The organism is Mycolicibacter minnesotensis, assembly GCF_010731755.1.
Classification (GTDB): domain Bacteria; phylum Actinomycetota; class Actinomycetes; order Mycobacteriales; family Mycobacteriaceae; genus Mycobacterium; species Mycobacterium minnesotense.
The window spans coordinates 1,077,206-1,096,600 of record NZ_AP022589.1 but is presented as its reverse complement, the minus strand read 5'-3'; the positions used below and the strand labels follow the sequence as shown (position 1 = coordinate 1,096,600).

General features: G+C 66.0%; 13 protein-coding genes. 5 read left to right on the top strand and 8 right to left on the bottom strand.

The window, feature by feature from the left end:
* The first annotated feature begins 108 nt into the window (after positions 1-108).
* The 3 genes from pstB to G6N09_RS05285 all read left to right on the top strand — a co-directional run bounded on the left by pstB (position 109) and on the right by G6N09_RS05285 (position 4,153).
* Positions 109-885, top strand: a complete 777-nt coding sequence (gene pstB, locus G6N09_RS05295; RefSeq protein WP_083026953.1) for a phosphate ABC transporter ATP-binding protein PstB — start codon at positions 109-111, stop codon at positions 883-885.
* Between the two features lie 57 nt (positions 886-942).
* A complete protein-coding gene (gene pstS / locus G6N09_RS05290) occupies positions 943-2,049 on the top strand; it encodes a phosphate ABC transporter substrate-binding protein PstS (RefSeq protein WP_083026954.1) in 1,107 nt (368 codons plus the stop codon).
* Between the two features lie 109 nt (positions 2,050-2,158).
* The gene (locus G6N09_RS05285) at positions 2,159-4,153 is read left to right on the top strand and encodes a serine/threonine-protein kinase PknD (RefSeq protein ID WP_083026955.1); all 1,995 of its coding nucleotides are present in this window, start codon (positions 2,159-2,161) and stop codon (positions 4,151-4,153) included.
* Positions 4,154-4,334: 181 nt separating this feature from the next.
* Here G6N09_RS05285 and pstA read toward each other — a convergent pair whose 3' ends face one another.
* Genes pstA through pstS (G6N09_RS05270) form a run of 3 tightly spaced genes read right to left on the bottom strand, consistent with a single transcriptional unit; the run spans position 4,335 to position 7,311 of the window.
* Positions 4,335-5,240 (bottom strand): phosphate ABC transporter permease PstA, encoded by a 906-nt coding sequence (gene pstA / locus G6N09_RS05280; protein WP_083026956.1) that lies wholly within the window; start codon positions 5,238-5,240, stop codon positions 4,335-4,337.
* Positions 5,237-6,199, bottom strand: coding sequence for a phosphate ABC transporter permease subunit PstC (gene pstC, locus G6N09_RS05275; protein ID WP_083026957.1), 963 nt, complete (start codon positions 6,197-6,199; stop codon positions 5,237-5,239). The genes pstA and pstC overlap by 4 nt, the downstream gene beginning before the upstream one ends.
* A complete protein-coding gene (gene pstS, locus G6N09_RS05270; RefSeq protein WP_083026958.1) occupies positions 6,196-7,311 on the bottom strand; it encodes a phosphate ABC transporter substrate-binding protein PstS in 1,116 nt (371 codons plus the stop codon). Before pstS (G6N09_RS05270) ends, pstC begins: the two co-directional genes overlap by 4 nt.
* A gap of 235 nt (positions 7,312-7,546) precedes the next feature.
* On the opposite strand from pstS (G6N09_RS05270), the gene hrpA reads away from it, so the two are divergent.
* Entirely contained in the window at positions 7,547-11,494 is a 3,948-nt protein-coding gene (hrpA, locus tag G6N09_RS05265) for an ATP-dependent RNA helicase HrpA (protein WP_179959875.1), read from the top strand.
* Here the strand turns inward: hrpA and phoU are convergent.
* From phoU to G6N09_RS05240, 5 genes are all read right to left on the bottom strand, one after another.
* A complete protein-coding gene (gene phoU / locus G6N09_RS05260; protein ID WP_083026959.1) occupies positions 11,483-12,151 on the bottom strand; it encodes a phosphate signaling complex protein PhoU in 669 nt (222 codons plus the stop codon). The genes hrpA and phoU overlap by 12 nt on opposite strands.
* 54 nt (positions 12,152-12,205) lie before the next feature.
* The gene (locus tag G6N09_RS05255) at positions 12,206-14,506 is read right to left on the bottom strand and encodes an LCP family glycopolymer transferase (protein WP_165756603.1); all 2,301 of its coding nucleotides are present in this window, start codon (positions 14,504-14,506) and stop codon (positions 12,206-12,208) included.
* Between the two features lie 184 nt (positions 14,507-14,690).
* Positions 14,691-15,776 carry a tRNA dihydrouridine synthase DusB gene (gene dusB, locus G6N09_RS05250; RefSeq protein WP_234807067.1) on the bottom strand — a complete coding sequence of 362 codons (1,086 nt, stop codon included), beginning with the start codon at positions 15,774-15,776 and terminating at the stop codon, positions 14,691-14,693.
* Positions 15,777-15,949: 173 nt separating this feature from the next.
* The gene (locus G6N09_RS05245) at positions 15,950-16,951 is read right to left on the bottom strand and encodes an acyl-ACP desaturase (RefSeq protein WP_083026961.1); all 1,002 of its coding nucleotides are present in this window, start codon (positions 16,949-16,951) and stop codon (positions 15,950-15,952) included.
* 111 nt (positions 16,952-17,062) lie between these two features.
* Entirely contained in the window at positions 17,063-17,647 is a 585-nt protein-coding gene (locus tag G6N09_RS05240; protein WP_083026962.1) for a TetR/AcrR family transcriptional regulator, read from the bottom strand.
* 291 nt (positions 17,648-17,938) lie between these two features.
* Here G6N09_RS05240 and G6N09_RS05235 point away from each other — a divergent pair, with 291 nt between their 5' ends.
* Positions 17,939-19,372: an aldehyde dehydrogenase family protein gene (locus G6N09_RS05235; RefSeq protein WP_083026963.1), complete on the top strand. Its 1,434-nt coding sequence runs from the start codon at positions 17,939-17,941 to the stop codon at positions 19,370-19,372.
* The last annotated feature ends 23 nt before the right edge of the window (positions 19,373-19,395 follow it).

Genomic DNA, 19,395 nt, shown 5'->3' with positions numbered 1-19,395 from the left:
TGCACAAGATCGTGGCTAGGCTGGGCGCTCTGATCGTTGCTCCACGAAGGTCTGCGCCGTCGAAGTTTCAGGCGGCGGCAGGTGATGTCGAGTGAAGAAAGGCTGCCAGTGGCCAAAAGGTTGGACCTGAGCAACGTCAACATCTACTACGGAGCGTTTCACGCGGTTGCCGAGGTGACGTTGTCGGTTCCACCGCGCAGCGTCACGGCGTTCATTGGGCCGTCGGGCTGTGGGAAGTCGACAGTGCTGCGCACGCTCAACCGGATGCACGAGGTCATCCCGGGTGCGCGGGTTGAAGGGTCGGTGCTGTTGGACGGCGAAGACATCTACCAGCCCGCCATTGACCCAGTCGGGGTGCGTAAGGCGATCGGGATGGTGTTCCAGCGTCCCAACCCTTTTCCCACCATGTCCATCCGCGACAACGTGGTCGCCGGGCTGACCCTGCAAGGGGTGCGCAACCGCAAATTGCTTGATGAGACGGTCGAGTTCTCGCTGCGTGGGGCGAACTTGTGGAACGAGGTCAAGGACCGGTTGGACAAGCCCGGTGGCGGCTTGTCGGGTGGTCAGCAGCAGCGGCTGTGTATCGCCCGGGCCATTGCGGTGCAGCCCGACGTGCTGTTGATGGACGAACCCTGTTCGGCGCTTGACCCCATCTCGACGATGGCCATCGAAGAGTTGATCGCTCAGCTCAAGCAGGATTACACGATCGTGATCGTCACTCACAACATGCAGCAGGCGGCACGGGTCAGTGACCAGACCGCCTTCTTCAACCTCGAGGCCGTCGGCAAGCCCGGTCGCCTGGTCGAGATCGACGGCACCGAGAAGATCTTCTCTAATCCAGGACTTAAGGAAACTGAGGACTACATCTCGGGTCGTTTTGGCTGACCTATTACCGGATTCGGCTACCGTGTTGGATCTCCGCTGACCGCCGAAGGAGCGTCGTTGAGGATCAACCGATTCGGTATCGCCTCGATTCTGCTGGGGGCAATCCTGACCATGGTCGTGGCCTGCGGCGGCGGCCAGTCGTCCACGGCATCGGGCTCCGGCTCGGCGGCCGTGCAATGCGGCGGGAAGCAGCGACTGACTGCAGGCGGCTCGACCGCTCAGGCGCACGCGATCGAGCAGTTCGTCTACGCCTATATCCGCGCCTGCCCCGAGTACACCCTGAACTATCGAGCCAATGGGTCCGGCAATGGCATCGCCGAATTTGCCAGTGGACAAACGGATTTGGCCGGATCCGACTCGCCTCTGGACGCGTCCAACGGTGAGCCTCAGCGGGTGGCGGCGCGGTGCGGCTCGACGCCCTGGCACCTTCCGACGGTGTTCGGTCCCATCGCCGTGACCTACAACATCAACGGGGTGAACGAGCTCGACCTCGACGGCCCCGCGTTGGCGAAGATTTTCAATGGCACCATCACCAGCTGGGATGATCCCGCGCTGAAGGCTCTCAACCCGAACACCGCCCTGCCTGCCGAACCGATTCACGTGGTGTTCCGCAGCGATGGCTCCGGGACCACGGACAATTTCCAGAAGTACCTCGACGTCGCTTCCGGCGGTTCCTGGGGCCGCGGCGTGGGCAAGACCTTCAACGGCGGTACCGGCATCGGCGCGACGGGCAACGACGGCACTTCGGCGCTGTTGCGCACCACCGAGGGGTCGATCACGTACAACGAGTGGTCGTTTGCCGTGGGGCGTGAGCTCAACATGGCCCAGATCGTCACGTCGGCGGGTCCACAACCGGTCACGATCTCCGTCGACTCGGTAGACAAGACAATCGCCGGAGCCAAGTTCAGCGGCGAAGGGAACGATCTGGTTGTCGACACTTCGTCGTTTTACAAGCCGACCGTGGCCGGGGCCTACCCGATCGTGCTCGTGACGTACGAAATCGTCTGCTCGCAGTACCCCGACCCGGCCACGGCGCAGGCGGTCAAAGCCTTTATGCAGGCCGCGATCGGCGACGGACAGCAAGATCTGGACCAGTACGGCTATATTCCGCTGCCGCCTGAATTCACTTCGAAATTGAAAACCGCGGTCGACGCCATTACCTGATCGCTCACGACCTGCGGCATTCCAATTTGACTGGTAACCTTTGGTTAATCTTCTGTTCATGCAACAGTTGATTGCATGATGCCAATCGTCACTGGGTGAACGGAGTGCCGTGAACAGTAGTGGTCCGGCTTCACAGGTGGGGTCCCAATTCGGTCCTTACCGATTGCTTCGGCTGCTGGGGCGAGGCGGGATGGGTGAGGTCTACGAAGCCGAAGACACCCGCAAACACCGATCGGTAGCACTCAAGCTGATCACTCCTGTGCTGTCGGGCAACCCGGCATTTCGGACCCGGATGCAGCGCGAGGCCGACGCGGCTGGCAGGCTCACGGACCCGCACGTGGTGCCGATCCACGACTACGGGGAGATCGACGGACAGATGTTCGTCGAGATGCGTCTCATCGAGGGCAACGACCTCGGCATGGAGCTGAAACGCTCCGGACCGCTGGCCCCGGCGCGAGCGGTGGCCGTGATCGAACAGGTTGCCGCCGCGTTGGACGCCGCGCACATCGGCGGAATCACCCATCGCGACATCAAGCCGGAGAACATCCTGCTCACCCGAGGCGACTTCGCCTACTTGGTCGATTTCGGGATCGCCCGCGCCGCGGCAGATCCCAGCCTGACTCAGACCGGGATGGCCCTGGGCACCTACAACTACATGGCGCCCGAGCGGTTCAGCGGGGGCGACGTCGACCACCGTGCCGACATCTATTCGCTGGCCTGCGTGCTGAGCGAATGCTTGAGTGGGCAGCGGCCGTACCGTACTGAGACCGTCGAGAGGCTGATCGCATCCCACCTGATGGAGCCGGCCCCGCGGCCTAGCCAGTTGCGGCCGGGGCTGGTGCCGGCCGGATTGGACCAGGTGATCGCTAGGGGGATGGCGAAGAATCCGCGGGATCGCTACGACAGTGCCGGAGACCTGGCACGCGCAGCACACGACGCGCTGAACACTTCAGATCAGCATCAGGCCGCGATGATTGTGCACCAGGGCGATGCGGCCACCCGAATGGCCAGCGCGGTCAGTGCCGCAACGGCCGGGGGCGGAGGCTATCCCGTCACCAGGCACCGCGAGCATTCCGGTGGCTACCAACAGCCGAGCTCCGACCAGCACGAGCAGACGCAGATGCGGCCCGCCGTCACCGGTTGGCGAGACCAAAAAGTCCAGGCGCCGCAAGCCGCTGCGCCCGCGTTTGCCGCCCAGTCCCCAAGCCGAGGTGAGCGTCGGTGGCTGGTGCCGGCCGCGGCGGCTGCGGCGCTGCTGATTGTCGTAGGTGTGGGCGGTTACGCGGTCACGCACCGCTCGGAGACCTCGCGGGGTGCCACGGCGTCGGCCTCGGCGGCCGGGCAGACTGTGCTCCCGTTGGACGGGCTCGGTTTTCGGCTCTCACCCGGGGGGTTGGCCCTGGACGGCAGCGGCAGCGTGTACGTCACCAACCAGAGCATGTACGGGCGGGTGGTGAAGCTTGAGCCGGGATCCAGCACCCCGGTGATGCTGCCGTTCACCGGGCTCTACGAACCGCAAGGTGTCGCGGTCGATCGGGCCGGCGCGGTCTATGTCACCGACTTCAACAATCGGGTGGTCAAGCTGGCGCCGGACTCTCAGGCCCAGACCGAGCTGCCGTTCACCGGCCTGAACTATCCGGAAGGCTTGGTGGTGGACAACGCGGGCAGCGTCTATGTCGCAGACCGCGGCAACAACCGGGTCGTCAAGCTGCCGGCCGGCACCGACGCCCAGGTGGTCCTCCCATTCGCCGGGCTGCACAATCCCGATGATGTGGCAGTCGACTCTGCCGGCAACGTCTACGTCACCGACACGGACAACGATCGGGTGGTGCGGCTCGCGGCCGGATCCAACACCCAGAGCGTGCTTCCGTTCACCGGCCTGGATGCCCCGTGGGGAGTCGCCGTCGACTCCGGCGGCGCCGTCTACGTTTCCAACCATGGCAATCACACCGTGGTGAAGCTGGCCGCGGGGGCCAATACCCAGACCATGGTGCCGTTCACCGGCCTGAACACCCCGCTGCAGCTCGCAGTCAGCTCAGACGGCGCCCTCTATGTCGCCGACCGGGGCAACAACCGAGTGGTGAAACTGAATGCCGACGCGTGACCGCCGGTGCTGATGCGGCGGTTCCAGCTTCGGTTCTCCTGCGTCGAGCCTCGCTGAACCGCCGGTGCTGATGCGGCGGTTCCAGCTTCGGTTCTCCTGCGTCGAGCCTCGCTGAACCGCCGGTGTTGATGCGGCGGTTCCAGCTTCGGTTCTCCTGCGTCGAACCTCGCTGAACCGCCGGTCAGCGAGACTGCACTGAGGTGAGCCGAGTTGCCACGGCAGCCACGATCGCGCTGAGCGCGACCAGGATGATCAACGTCAGCGCCGCACCCCATACTCGGGCGGCCCCGGCTGCCTGCGGGTTCCCCAACTCGGAATAGATCAGCAGTGGTAGCGAGGCCATGTTCTCGTGCAGGACGTCGTAATTGATCGACCGGCTGTAGCCGACCAACACCAGTACGGGCGCGGTCTCGCCGACGATCCGGGCGATGGACAGGAAGATCCCCGACAGAATGCCCGAGAGCGCGGTGGGAACGACGATGCGCAGGATCGTCTTCCACCGCGGCACCCCCAGTGCGTAACTGGCCTCCCGCAGCTCGTCGGGGACCAGGCGGAGCATCTCCTCGGTGGACCGCACAACGATCGGCAGCATCAGCAGGGCCAGCGCCAGCGATACCGCGAACGCGCTCTGCTCGAATCGCAGGGTGACGATCCACAGGCTGAAGACGAACAGCGATGCCACGATCGAGGGCACACCGGCAAGCACGTCGACCATGAAGGTGGTCAATCGCGCCCACCGGCCGCCGCCGTACTCGATCAGGTAGATCGCCGTCATCAGACCCAGAGGAACCGCCAGTATGGCGGCCATCCCGGCTTGCACCAGGGTGCCGTAGAGCGCGTGATAGACGCCGCCGGCGAACTCTTCGGGCAACACCCCGCGCAGCGAGTGCGTCCACCAGCTGAGATTGGCGATCGCGCGCCAGCCGCGGGCGATCACAACCCACAGCAGCCAGAGCAGTGGAACTGCGGCCAGGGCGAACGAGGAATAGAACGCCGCCGTGGCGATCTTGTCGGTCAGCCTGCGCCGCACGCTGAGGTGATGTGCTGACGATTGCTTGACTGGGTTGGTGAGCAGGGTGGCCGTCATCCGTTGACCTTGCCCCCGGCCACCGCGCGTGCGGCGGCATTGACGACGAACGTGAGTGTGAACAACGCGAACCCCGCAGCGATATAGGCCCCCGTCGGCAACGGGGCGCTGAACTCCGCGGCGGCCGAGGCGATTTTGGATGCGAACGTGTATCCGCCGTCGAACAGCGACCAATGCCCAGGTTGTGCAGCGGCCCGCAGGATGATCAGCATTGCGACGGTTTCGCCCAGCGCCCGCCCGAGGCCCAGCATTGCGGCGGCGATCACACCGCTGCGGCCGTAGGGCAGCACGGCGATTCGCACCACCTCCCACCGGGTGGCTCCGAGGGCCTGAGCGGCCTCGATGTGGGCGAACGGGGTCTGGCGGAACACCTCCCGGGAGACCGAGGTGATGATCGGCAGGATCATCACTGCCAGGACGATTCCCGCGGTGAAGATCGTCCCGCCGCCGGCCAGCGACACGTTGCCCTCGCGGAACAGGAACAGCCAGCCCAGGTGGTCGTTGAGGAATCGCATCGTCGGCACCAGCAACGGCGCCAGCACGAAGATCCCCCACAGCCCGAAGATGATGGACGGCACGGCCGCCAGCAGGTCGATCACCACCGCAAACGGCCGGGTCAGTCGTCGGGGCGCGTACTGGGTGAGAAAGACAGCGATGCCGACCGAGATCGGCACCGCCAGGGACAGTGCGAACACCGAGCTCAACAACGTGACCATCAGCAGGTCCCGGATCCCGAAGGCCAGGTCGTCTGGATCGCTGGTGCGGAACTGCGGGCTGGTGAAGAAGTTGGCGTTGTTGGCCAGCAGCGACGGGACAGCGCGCACCAGCAGGAAGATCGCTATCAGCGCTATCGCCACCACCACTGTCGAGCCGGCCGAGACCGCGGCGGCCCGGAACACCCGCTCGCCGCGAGGCGAGCGGGTGTTGACCAGAGGCGTCGGTGGATCCCCAGGGGTCACGAGATGGAGTCGACCGCAGACGCCAGGCGTGCCTTGAACGCTGCGGGGATCGGCACATAACCGTTGTCGGCCAGACCACTTTGGCCGGCGCCGATGGTGGACTTCAGGAACAACCGCACCGCGGTGCCGACCTCGGTGTCGGGGTACTTGGAGCACACCACTTCGTAGGTGGCGAGCACGATCGGATAGGAACCCGACTGCGTCGGCTGGTAGAACGACGCAGTGTCGAGGACCAGGTCATTGCCCTGTCCCTTGATGGTGGCCCCGGCGATGGTCTTGCCGACCGACTCGGTACTGATCGCGACCGGTTCGGGACTGGCGGAGGTGATGACCCGAGCGGTGGCCAGTTTCTTGGCCTGGGCAAAGGACCATTCGTTGTAGGTGATGGCACCCTCGGTTGCCGCGATGGCTCCGGCCGTGCCGTCGTTGCCCTTGGCGCCTTCGCCGACACCGCCGTTGAACGTCTTGCCGGCGCCCTTGCCCCAGGCCCCACCGGAGGCGGCGTCCAGGTATTTCTGGAAGTTGTCGGTGGTCCCGGACTCGTCACTGCGGAACACGACGTGAATTTCCTGGGCGGGCAGTGTGACCTCTGGGTTGAGCGTTTTGATGGCCGCGTCATCCCAGCTGGTGATGGTTCCGTTGAAGATCTTCGCGGTGGTCGGGCCGTCCAGGTTCAGCGTCTCGACGCCGGGGAGGTTGTAAGTGATTGCGATGGGTCCGAACACCACTGGCAGGTTCAATGCCGGGGACGCGCAGCGCTGCTGCGCCGCGGCGTAGTCGTCGGAGTCGAGCGGGACGTCAGAGCCGGCGAAGTCGGTCTGGCCACCCACGAACTCGCGGACACCGGCGCCCGATCCGTTGGCCGTGTAGTTGACGTTCTGGTCCGAACACTCATCGATGAACACTTTGACGAAGCGGGCCATTGCATTCTGCTGGGCGGTCGATCCGCTGGCCTTCAGTGTGTCGGCGCCCCCGCAATTCCCGCTGGCGGTCGTGGAGCCCGCGGTTGCCTTCTCGGCAGTGTCCGTGTTTTTGTCGCTGCCGCACCCTGATAAGGCCAGAGCGCCGGTCGCCATAATGCTCAGCATTGTCCCAAAGCCGTTCAGTTTCACATTGTCCTTTCCAAGACTCATCACCGGTGACGACCGCTCGTAGACATCGCCGGACCAACCCGGCCGATAAACTTTGGAACAATGGCAGCGATCCGGGTCATTGATATTTAATGCGACGAACGAAGGTTACGGTACGGTGAACGGCCGTGATCTAACGGTGGAATTCTGGTGGAATTCTGATGACCAAGATGTGGACTGGCTTAACGCCGATGATGGGTAGGCCGGCCTGGCCCGTATGCTTTGCGAAGTGGTCGAACCGTCCGTCGCGCAGTTGCGTACGCTCCTCGACGAGCTGACCGCCCGCGATGCGGCCTACTTCGGACGGCTGCTCAAGGATCTGCGCGGCGGAAAGCCGGAACAAGTACGTAAGTTGGCCGAGCGGATGGCCCAGGCGCAGGCGCTGGTGGCAGCCCGGCGCGCAGCGGTACCGACCATCAGCTATCCCGACCTGCCGGTCAGTGCGCGCCGCGACGAGATCGCTGCGGCAATCAGGGACCACCAGGTTGTGGTGGTCGCCGGCGAGACCGGCTCCGGCAAGACCACCCAGTTGCCCAAGATCTGCTTGGAACTCGGCCGCGGAATCCGCGGCACCATCGGTCATACCCAGCCGCGGCGACTAGCCGCCCGCACGGTTGCGGCACGTATCGCCGATGAACTGGCCAGCCCGCTCGGCGATGTCGTCGGCTACGCGGTCAGATTCACCGACCGGGTGTCCGACCGCACCCTGGTCAAACTGATGACCGACGGCATCCTGCTCGCCGAGTTGGAACGAGATCGCCGGCTGCTGCGCTATGACACCCTGATCATCGACGAGGCGCATGAGCGCAGTCTCAACATCGACTTCCTGCTGGGTTACCTGCGTGAGCTGTTGCCGCGCCGACCGGATCTGAAGGTGATCATCACCTCGGCCACCATCGAACCTCAGCGATTCGCAGCGCACTTCGGTAGTCGCACCGAAAACGGGAGTCACGGCGGCGCGCCGATCGTTGAGGTGTCCGGTCGCAGCTACCCAGTCGAGATCCGTTATCGCCCACTGGAGCTGCCGGCCAACTCCGACGCCGGTGATGACCCCGATGACCCTGATCACGAAATCATCCGCACTGAGACGCGCGACGAGATCGAAGCGATCGTTGACGCGGTCCAGGAGCTGGCTTCCGAGCCGCCCGGCGACATCCTGGTGTTCCTGTCTGGTGAGCGTGAGATCCGCGACACCGCAGAGGCTTTGGGCGGGCTGACCAATACCGAGATTCTTCCGCTGTACGCCCGGCTGTCGACCGCCGAGCAGCAGAAGGTCTTCAGCCCAGCGCGCGCGGGACGGCGCGTTGTGCTGGCCACCAACGTCGCCGAGACGTCGCTGACGGTTCCGGGCATTCGCTATGTCATCGACCCGGGCAATGCCCGCATCTCGCGCTACAGTCGCCGGCTGAAGGTGCAACGGCTGCCGATCGAACCGATTTCGCAGGCCTCCGCAGCCCAGCGCAGCGGCCGTTGCGGCCGCACCGCGCCAGGGATCTGTATCCGGCTCTACAGCGAGGCCGACTTCGGTGCCCGCCCGCGCTACACCGACCCGGAGGTGTTGCGCACCAACCTGGCTGCAGTGCTGCTGCGGATGGCCTCGCTGCGGCTGGGTGCGGTGGAGGATTTCGGTTTCCTGGACCCGCCGGATTCACGCAGCATTCGCGACGGAGTGCAGTTGCTGGTCGAACTCGGTGCGTTCACCCCACAGGGGGTGATCACCGATGTGGGGCGCCGGCTGGCCCGGTTGCCGGTGGATCCGCGCGTGGGCCGGATGATCCTGGCCGCCGAGGCGGAAGGCTGTGTGCGTGAGGTGCTGGTGCTCGCGGCCGCCCTAACCATCCCCGACCCCAGGGAGCGGCCGGCTGAGAGGGAAGAAGCGGCGCGGGCCAAGCATGCCCGGTTCGCCGACGAGGCGTCGGACTTCATCGGTTACCTCAATCTTTGGACGTACTTATCCGATCAACGTAAGGCTTTGACCGGCAGCGCATTCCGGCGGATGTGTCGGGAGGATTTTCTGCACTACCTGCGTATCAGGGAATGGCAGGACTTGGCGGGGCAGCTGCGCAGCATCGCCGGTGATATCGGCATCCGTGATTCGAGGGGGCCGGACGAACAGCGGGCTGACCCGTCGTCGATCCATGCCGCGTTGCTGGCCGGGCTGTTGTCGCATGTGGGGATGCGGCGCGACGACGGCCGCGAATTCGCCGGTGCCCGCAACTCGAAGTTCGTCCTGGCCCCTGGCTCTGTGCTGGCCAGACGGCCACCGCGCTGGACGATGGTGGCCGAATTGGTAGAGACGAGCCGGTTGTTCGGGCGTACCGCCGCGCGTATCGAACCGGAGGTCATCGAGCGGGTCGCCGTCGACTTGGTGCAACGCACCTACAGCGAACCGCACTGGGACGCCAAGCGTGGCGAGGTGATGGCCTTCGAAAAGGTGACGCTCTACGGGCTGCCGCTGGTGGCGCGCCGACGGGTCGGCTACGCCCGGGTAGAACCGGCGGTGGCCCGTGAGCTGTTCATCCGGCACGCCCTCGTGGAGAACGACTGGGGATCGGGGCACCGATTCCTGGCCGACAATGCGGCGTTGCGCAGCCAACTTCAGGAGCTCGAGGACCGGGTCCGGCGCCGCGATCTGATCGTGGACGACGACACCGTCCACGACCTCTATGACGCTCGCATTCCCGCCGAGGTGGTCTCGGCACGTCACTTCGACGGCTGGTGGAAGAAACAGCGGCAGGTCACGCCCGCGCTGCTGACCTTCACCCGCGACGAGCTGTTGCGGACCGAGGAGACGCCCGGCGCCGACCGCCCGGACAATTGGGCCACCGCCGACCTCGCGTTGCCACTGACCTACCGTTTCGAGCCGGGTGCTGCCGACGACGGGGTCACCGTCCACGTGCCGATCGACGTGCTGGCGCGCCTCGGGGGCGACGAATTCGCCTGGCAGGTGCCGGCCCTGCGCGAGGAACTGATCACGGCGCTGATCAGGTCACTGCCCAAAGAGCTGCGGCGCAATTTCGTGCCCGCGCCCGACACCGCCCGCGCGGTGCTCTCCGCCATCGGCCCATCGGAGGAACCGCTGCTGGAGGTGCTGGTGCATGAACTGCGGCGGCGCACCGGGGTGCTGGTGCCGGTAGAGGCCTTTGATCTGACCAAGCTGCCGGCGCACCTGCGGGTCACCTTCGCGGTGGAGGCCGCCGACGGCAGCGAGGTGGCCCGTGGCAAGGATCTCGCCGCTTTGCAGGATCGACTGGCAGGGTCGGCGCGCGCTGCGGTCGCCGATGCGGTCGGTACAGAGCTGGAACGCACCGGACTGCGCAGCTGGCCAGATGACCTCGACTCTTTGCCGGCCGTTGTGCAACGGATGGTGGCCGGGCGCACCGTTCGTGGCTTCCCCGCATTCGACGATGCCGGCGCCACCGCGCAGTTGCGGGTGTTCGCTACGGAGGCTCAGCAGCGATCCGCGCTGGGGCGCGGTATCCGCCGTCTGTTGCGGTGCGATATTGCTTCGCCCGTCAAAGCGGTTGAACGTCAGCTTGATTCGAAGACTCGACTCATGCTCAAGGCGAACCCGGACGGTTCGCTGACGGCGTTGATCGACGACTGCGCCGACGCCGCGATCGACGCGCTGACCCCGGCGCCGGTGTGGAGCCGCGCCGACTACGTCGCGCTCCGGACCCGGGTGGCCGCCACCCTGGTCCCCACAACGGCCGATGTGGTGGCCCGGGTCGCCCGGGTGCTGGCGGCAGCCCGCGACACTCAGGTGGCCTTGCCGACGCAGTCGACGCCCGCCCAGGCTGAGGCGATCGCCGATATCACCGACCAGCTCGACGGCCTACTGGCACCCGGATTCGTCGCCGCCACCGGACGTGCCCACTTGGTCGACCTGACCCGCTACCTCGTCGCCGTCCAACGCCGGTTGGAGCAGTTACCCAGGGCGCCGCAGGCCGACCGGGAACGGATGGGCCGGGTGCGGGCGGTCCAAGACGCCTACCGGGACCTTCTGGCGGCACTGCCGTCGGCGCGCCACAGCGACGAGGCAGTGCGCGACATCGCCCGTCAGATCCAAGAGTTGCGGGTGAGCCTATGGGCCCAGCAGCTCGGCACGCCGCGTCCGGTCAGCGAACAGCGGATCTACCGGGCCATAGACGCGCTACTCGCTTGAGGGCAGGGTGTGCTCGTCGGGGAACTTGCCGGTGGCCTGGAAGATCACCCGTCGGGCGACTTCGACTGCGTGGTCGGCGAAGCGCTCATAGAACCTGCCCAGCAAGGTGACGTCCACGGCAGCGGCAACCCCGTGCTGCCACTCCTTGTCCATCAGCACCGAGAACAGGTGACGGTGCAGGTCGTCCATCGCGTCGTCTTCTTCGCGGATCCGGGCGGCCTTCTCCGGGTCGCGTGACAACAGCACCTCTTGTGCACTGTTGCCCAACTCGACTGCCAGCCTGCCCATTTCGGCGAAGTACCCGTTGACCTCCTCGGGCAGCGCGTGCTGCGGATGGCGTCGGCGGGTGATCTTGGCGACGTGCAGCGCCAGTGCACCCATACGGTCGATGTCGGCGACCATCTGAATGGAGCTGACGATGGCGCGTAGGTCCCCGGCCACCGGGGCCTGCAACGCCAACAGCACAAACGCGCTCTCCTCGGCGCGAGTACTCATCGCGGCGATCTTCTCGTGATCAGTGATCACCTGCTCGGCCAGCATCAGGTCGGCCTGAAGCAGGGCCTGAGTGGCGCGTTCCATGGCTGCCCCGGCCAGGCCACACATCGTGCCGAGCTGTTCGGCAAGATCCGAGAGTTGCTCGTGGTACGCGGTTCGCATGCCTTCAAGACTAGCCGTGCATGGTGATCCGCGTAGGGTGGGCGCAACCGTGCGCTACTCGCAGGTGATGTCGGCGGCGTTGGTGACGGTCAGGTCGTCGGGCAGTGCGGTGGGCTCGGCGCTGACGCCGCGGTTGAGCTGCACGCTCACCTGCGAGCCGCTGGCCGCTGGCTTGGTCACGGTGCGGAAGTCCGAGCCCAGGACCACCCGGACGATGTTGCCCAGCCCGCTGACGCGTTCGATCGGCGCACCTGAGAGCGCCGAGGACACGGTGGCGGCGGCTTGCTCGTTGCCGGGGGAGAACAACACCTTGGTGGACTTGACGATGCCGGGGTAGTCGTCGGCGTTGTCGACGTTGAATCCCCACTGCTGCAGGCTTTCGGAGGTGGCGCCGGCCAGGCCGGTCTGCTCGGTGGCATTGGAGACCCGGACGGTGACGTCGGCGGGCGAGGTCGTGACGGCGTGCACTTGCTCGCTGGGCGGCTTGGCGGGAGCGGCCGGCAGGGCGGTGGACTGGGGGGGCAATTCAGCCGCCTCGGTGGTCGGAACCGAGGTGGCGTTGTGGTCGTTTTCGCCGGGTAGTGGGTCGTCGTTGATGATCGCGTCGAAGAGGGCGCGCACGTCGTCCATCCGGGGGACTTCATCGCCGTTCTCGTCGGTTTCGCTGGTGGGCACCGTGACGAAGGTGATGTGGCCGGCGGCGACCTTTTGCAGCGACTGGCCCAGATTCACCAGGTCCTTGGTCGTGACGTTGTCGACCGAACTGTCGCCGATGAACATGTTGACCACGTTGTTGAGTTTCGTCGGCGAGAAGAAGGTGTTGGTGGAGATCAGCGAGCGCAGCAGCGACGACAGGAACAGCTGCTGGCGCTTAATCCGTCCGTAGTCGCCGTTGTCCTCGGTGGTGACGTGCCGTGCACGTACGTAGTTCAGGGCGGTTCCGCCGTTGACCCGCTGGCGCCCGGAGTTCTCCAGGACGCTGCCCAGCACCAAGTCGTAGAGCGGGCTGGGCGTGCACACTTCCACGCCGCCCAGCGCGTCGACCATCTTGCCGAATCCGACGAAATCGACCGCCATGAACCGGTTGATCGCCAGCCCGGACAGCTTCTGAATCTCCTTGACCAGGCATTTCGGTCCGCCGAAGGCATATGTGGAGTTGAGCTTCGTCTCGGTGTAGACGACCTCATCGCTGTAGGTGCCGGTTTCCTCGTCGTAGATCGGGCCGTAGACGCCGGTCGAGGAGTTCCAGACGTCGCACTGGATGGGGGTGATCGCCAGGTCGCGCGGGAAGGACACCACCACCACGCGCTTACGGTTCGCGGGGATGTTGACCAGCATGATGGTGTCGGAGCGGGCGCCCTCGGCGTCGTCGGTGGTGCCCGCCCCGATGTCACTGTTGGCGCCGACGCGCGTGTCCGCGCCCACGATGAGGAAGTTTTCGTCACCGTACTGGCCGGCCGCGTCGAGGATGTCGTGCGAGTTGGGATCCAATGCACTGACGTGGTTGAGGCTGCGGTTCTTCGAGGTGCTCCACTGCCAGGCCGAGCCGGTCAACACCAGGGCAAGGATCGCCAGCATGGCCGCGGCCGCCCGGCCCGCGATTTTCGCCCGGTGGTGCGGGTGCGGGTGCGGGGCACCCGGGCCGGCCTTCCGGCGCGGGTCGATCCGAACCGGCGGTATCTCCGGCGAGACACCGGGCGGTTCAGTGAGGTTCGACGGAGGGGAGCCGTAGCTGGGGCCGGCGAAGGGGCCCGGCGGTTCAGTGAGGTTCGACGGAGGAAAGCCGTAGCTGGGGCCGGCGAACGGACCCGACGGTTCAGTGAGGTTCGACGGAGGGGAGCCGTAGCTGGGGCCGGCGAACGGACCCGACGGTTCAGTGGCGGGCGGCGCCCAGTTCGTGCCCGGTGACGTGGCGGGGATCAGCGATGTGCCGTGAATCCGGTCGAGGTCGGGCACCTCAGACGGGTAAGCCACCTCGGCGATATCGAAGTCCGGCGCCGGCGGTTCGGCAAAGTCGAGTGCCGGGACGTCGTGCGCGGCGGGTTTCAGTGCGGGGGCGGGCTCGATTGCCTCGGGAGTTTCGGAGTGCCGCGGGCCGGCTCGCCGTTGACTGCGTCCGCCTGACGGCGGAGCGTCGGCGTTGACGCGGGCGATCAGTTCGGCGACGCTCACCGAGCCGTTGCGGCGCCGCGACGCGTTGCGTCGGTGTGGCGTGGAGGAGTCCGGCGAGGAGTCCTGCCAGCGCTCCCACGGCGCGGATCCGGGCGGTGACATCGTCATAAGCTGATGATCGTCAGCGTCGTCGTGGCCCTCCGGCGCCCAGCGGCCAGGAGTGGCGTTTTCGCCGTCACTCATGTCCTCAGGGGCCTCCGAGTCTTCGGTACCGACGCGCGCCGATCGCACGCCGGCAAGGTACGGATGATCGGCATTGGTCTCCGCACCTGCGTCTATCCCCCGCAGAGACACTCCCTGCCCGGGGCAACAAGATACTTATTCTACTGAGAAGTCTCCAGACACGCGATGTCGACAAAGTCTCATTTCAGCCACCCGAGTGCATAATGTCTGCCCCGGTAGGTACCGCGCAGTCATCGGGGTCCGCCAACCAGCCCTCGGGCAAGGTGACCTTGGCCGGCGATCCCTGGCGTCCGCGCGGACCGGTGGCGGCGGCGGGGAAGGGAATCGATCCGTCCAGCTGCTTGAGTAGTTCGTCGAGTTCGGCCAGCGTGGTGACCATGGCCAATGTGCGGCGCAGATCGGCGCCGGCGGGGAATCCGTGCAGGTACCAGGCGACATGTTTGCGAATCTCGCGCATACCCTTGTCCTCGCCGAAGTGTTGGGCGAGCAGTTCACCATGGCGGCGGATGACGTCGGCGACCTCACCCAGGCTGGGTGGGGTGGGGGAGGGCCGGCCCGCGAAAGCCGCCGAGAGCTCACCGAACAGCCACGGGCGCCCCAGACAGCCGCGGCCGATCACCACGCCGTCGCAACCGGTGGCTGCCATCATCGCCAGGGCATCGCCGGCCTCGAAGATGTCTCCGTTGCCGAGAACCGGAATCGAGCGGACGTGCGCTTTGAGCGCCGCGATCTGCTCCCAGTCGGCGGTGCCGGAGTAGCGCTGAGCCGCGGTCCGCGCGTGCAGCGCCACCGCCGCCGCCCCTTCGGCCTCGGCGATGCGCCCGGCGTCCAGATGGGTGTGGGTGGCGTCGTCGATGCCGATCCGGAATTTCACGGTCACGGGAATGTCGGTGCCGGCCGTGCCGCGCACCGCTGCGGCGACGATGTTGCCGAAGAGCCGGCGCTTGTAGGGCAGTGCCGACCCGCCGCCGAGACGGGTCACCTTGGGCACCGGGCAGCCGAAATTCATGTCGATGTGGTCAGCGAGGCCCTCGTCGGCGATCATCTTCGCCGCAGCGTAGGTGGTGTCGGGATCGACCGTATACAGCTGTAGCGAACGCGGTGACTCCTGCGGCGCGAACGTCGTCATGTGCAGGGTGGCGGGGTGCCGTTCGACGAGTGCGCGTGCCGTCACCATCTCGCAGACATAGAGCCCGCTGACCGTTCCGGCCCGGGATTGTTCAAGTTCGCGGCAGAGCGTGCGGAACGCGACGTTGGTAACGCCGGCCATCGGGGCCAGCACCACGGGGCTGGCAAGTTCGATCGACCCGATCTTCAACGGCGACTGCGAGCTCGGCGAAGCCGGGCGCGGCAGGTCGCCGTCACCACCCAGCGGCGACTGCGAGCTCGGCGAAGCCGGGCGCGGCAGGTCGCCGTCACCACCCAGCGTCGGCTGCTCGTCAGTTACGACGCTGATGGCTCCAACACCTTCTTGGCGGCGCGCTTCTCGGCCATCTTGGCCTCTCGCTCGAGCCGGCGTTGCTTGGCCAGCTCGAACTTCTCGCACGTCTCGTCCAGCTCGGCGACGATCTTGGCGATACCCTCCTGGTAGCGGGCCGCTTCGCCGCTGAAACTCCGCTCGAGGATGCCCCACTTCTTCAGCACCGGCATCACCACGTCGTCGCGGTGGATCATCGGGTCGTAGACCCCGCCGACCGCGATGATCACGGCCTTGCGGCGAAACTCCGGCACGACGAAGCCGGGCATCTGGAAGTTGGCCAGCACCGTGTGCAGCGAGCGCATCGCCTGTTCCGGCGCGATGTCGAAACCGACGGCGCTGACATCGCGGTAGAAGATCATGTGCAGGTTCTCGTCGTGCGAGATCCGCGCCAGCAGCTGGTCGGCGATGGGGTCGTTGCAGGCCTGGCCGGTGTTGCGGTGTGAGATCCGCGTTGCCAGCTCCTGGAAGCTGACATAGATGACCGAGTCGAACAGGCTCTTGGCGAACAGGTCGTCTTGGACCTGTTGGTTCTGGCCCGGGCTGAAGCCGCGGTTGACGGTCTCCATCCGCAACGTCTCCAGCTCGATGGGGTCGCAGTTGCGCGTGACCACCAGGTAGTCGCGCAGCGCGATACCGTGACGGTTCTCCTCGGCCGTCCAGCGGTTGACCCAGGTGCCCCAGGGCGCGTCCATCGTGAAATTCATCGCGATCTCGCGGTGGTAGGAAGGCAGGTTGTCCTCGGTCAGCAGGTTCTGCACCATGGCCGTCCTGGCGACCTCGGACAGCTTGGACTGCTCGGGGTGCCAGTCCTGGCCGCCCAGCGCGTAGTAGTTCTTGCCTTCTGACCAGGGGATGTAGTCGTGCGGATTCCAGTCCTTGGCCATGGAGAAGTGTCGATCGATGAGTTTCTCCACGACGGGCTGGAGTTCGTGCAGCAACTCCAGATCAGTCCATTCCCGTGCCATGCCAGCTCCCCAGGTATCTGTGTCGACTAGTTGCAGGCAATATATCTGTGTCTGTCGGTAGCATCAAGTTTTCGGCGTGCGTGTTTGGGCGGTGCTTGGGTGTCCCTGGCGCTATGGTCCGGCTCGTGCACTGAGCAGCATGTCGACGCAGAAGTCGATGAACGTCTCGCGGCTGGCCTGGAGCTGGCCGTTCAGGTGGGCGGTGAACAGGGCGGTCAGGGCGCCGATCAGTCCGGTAGCCACCATCTGCTGGACCGCCGGATCGCCTATCCGGGTCAGGGTGCGCTGCAACATCACGATGAAGTCGGGGATCCATCTGGCGCCCGCGCGATACAGGATCGGCTCACTCTCGGGGGCGAGCAGCAACACCCGGCCGCGCGCTGGATCGTCGACCATCATGGACACGAACCGCTCGACGGCTTCTCGGGGCCCACTGGCCGACAACAGAGTCGTCAACGCCCGCGTGCACACATCGTCGTATACCGCGCGCACGAATTCGTCCCGGTCGGCGAAGCTCTCGTAGAAGTAGCGTTCGGTCAGCCCGGCCGCGCCGCACACCGACCGGACGGTCAGCGTGGGTCCGCGTTTGTCGCCGAGGAGCTGCACGCCGACGGTGAGGAACTCCTCCCGGCGCAGAGCCTGACGTTCTGCGAGCGGGACCCCCGACCAGCGAGACGGGCGTTGAGGGTGCGGCACGTCATGTTCTCCTCGGACGCAATTCTGACGACGCATATAGTCGGCTTCCCAACGCGAAGTGAATCTCCATCATGACGCAGCGGGTCTCCGGCCTGCGGACACCCCTTGAATCAAGGGGCGGTGGGTCGCGCGTGCCGGGGCTGGCTCGGTCCCAGGCCGCGGGGCGTTATGGCGTGGGCGGCTTCGTGGGCTCTGTGTGACGCACGCTACGGTCAAAAACGTGCTGACCTCGTTGATAGGCGGACCCTCCGGGACCTCCGAGGTGGCTTTCCCGGTCGAAGGAGTGTTGTGATGCGCCAGTACACCCAGTTCTATATCGACGGCAGATGGGTGGAACCGGTCGAGTTGAAGACTCTCGACGTAGAGAATCCCGCCACCGAAGAGGTCTGCGGGCAGATCGCACTGGGGTCGGCCGCCGACGTCGATCAAGCGGTTGCCGCCGCCCAGCGGGCGTTCGCCGGATGGTCGCAGAGTGGCCGCGGCGAACGCCTGGATCTGCTGCGGGCGATCCAGGCCGAGTATCAGCGTCGCAGGAGCGACCTGGCCGATGCGGTGAACGAGGAGATGGGTGCGCCGCCGGCCCTGGCCGCCGGACTGCAGGTCGACCTCGGTGCCGGTCACCTCGCCACGGCGATCGAGGCGCTGAAGAACTTCGCATTCACCGAGCGGCGTGGCGAAACCATGGTGGAGCGTGAACCCATCGGGGTCTGCGGTCTGATCACCCCGTGGAATTGGCCGCTGAACCAGATTGCGGTCAAGGTCTATCCGGCCTTGGCGACGGGCTGCACCATGGTGCTCAAACCCTCTGAGATCGCGCCGTTCTCGGCGTATGTCTTCACCGAGATCATGGCTGCCGCTGGGGTTCCGGCCGGCGTCTACAACATGATCAACGGCGACGGTCCGGGGGTGGGGGAGGCGCTGTCGCGGCACCCGGATGTCGACATGGTGTCGTTCACCGGCTCCACGCGGGCCGGAATCGCGGTAGCCGAGAACGCCGCTCCGACGGTGAAGCGCGTCACCCAGGAGCTGGGCGGCAAGAGCCCCAACGTCGTGCTCGACGATGAGACATTCGTCGACAGCGTCACCGCCGGGGTGCGGTCGATGATGCTCAACTCCGGGCAGAGCTGCAATGCGCCGTCACGGATGCTGGTGCCCAACTCGCGGATGGACGAAGCCATCGTGATTGCGCGAGCGGCCGCTGAACAGGTGCATGTCGGCGATCCCGCCGAGGCGACGGCGATCGGTCCGGTCGCCTCCAAGGCGCAATTCACCAAGGTCCAGGCGCTGATCGATGCCGGCATCGCCGAGGGTGCGACCGTCGCCGCCGGAGGCCCCGGCCGGCCGGCCGGGCTGGACACCGGCTATTTCGTGCGTCCGACGGTCTTCGCGCGCGTAACCAACGAGATGACCATCGCGCGCGAGGAGATCTTCGGCCCGGTGTTGTGCATCCTGGGCTATGACGACCTTGACCAGGCTGTTGAGATCGCCAATGACACCGAATACGGTCTGGCCGGTTACGTCTCGGGTTCCGACGTCACTGCCGCTCGTGCGGTGGCCCGCCGGATCCGGGCCGGCTGGGTGGCGATCAACCACGCCTTCGACATCAACGCACCGTTTGGCGGCTACAAGCGCAGCGGCAATGGCCGGGAGTGGAGCGACGCGGGATTCCACGAATACCTGGAGATCAAGAGCACTCTGGGCTACGGGGCTGATGTCGGCGGCTAGGCGACCCCACCGGCCGATCGCCA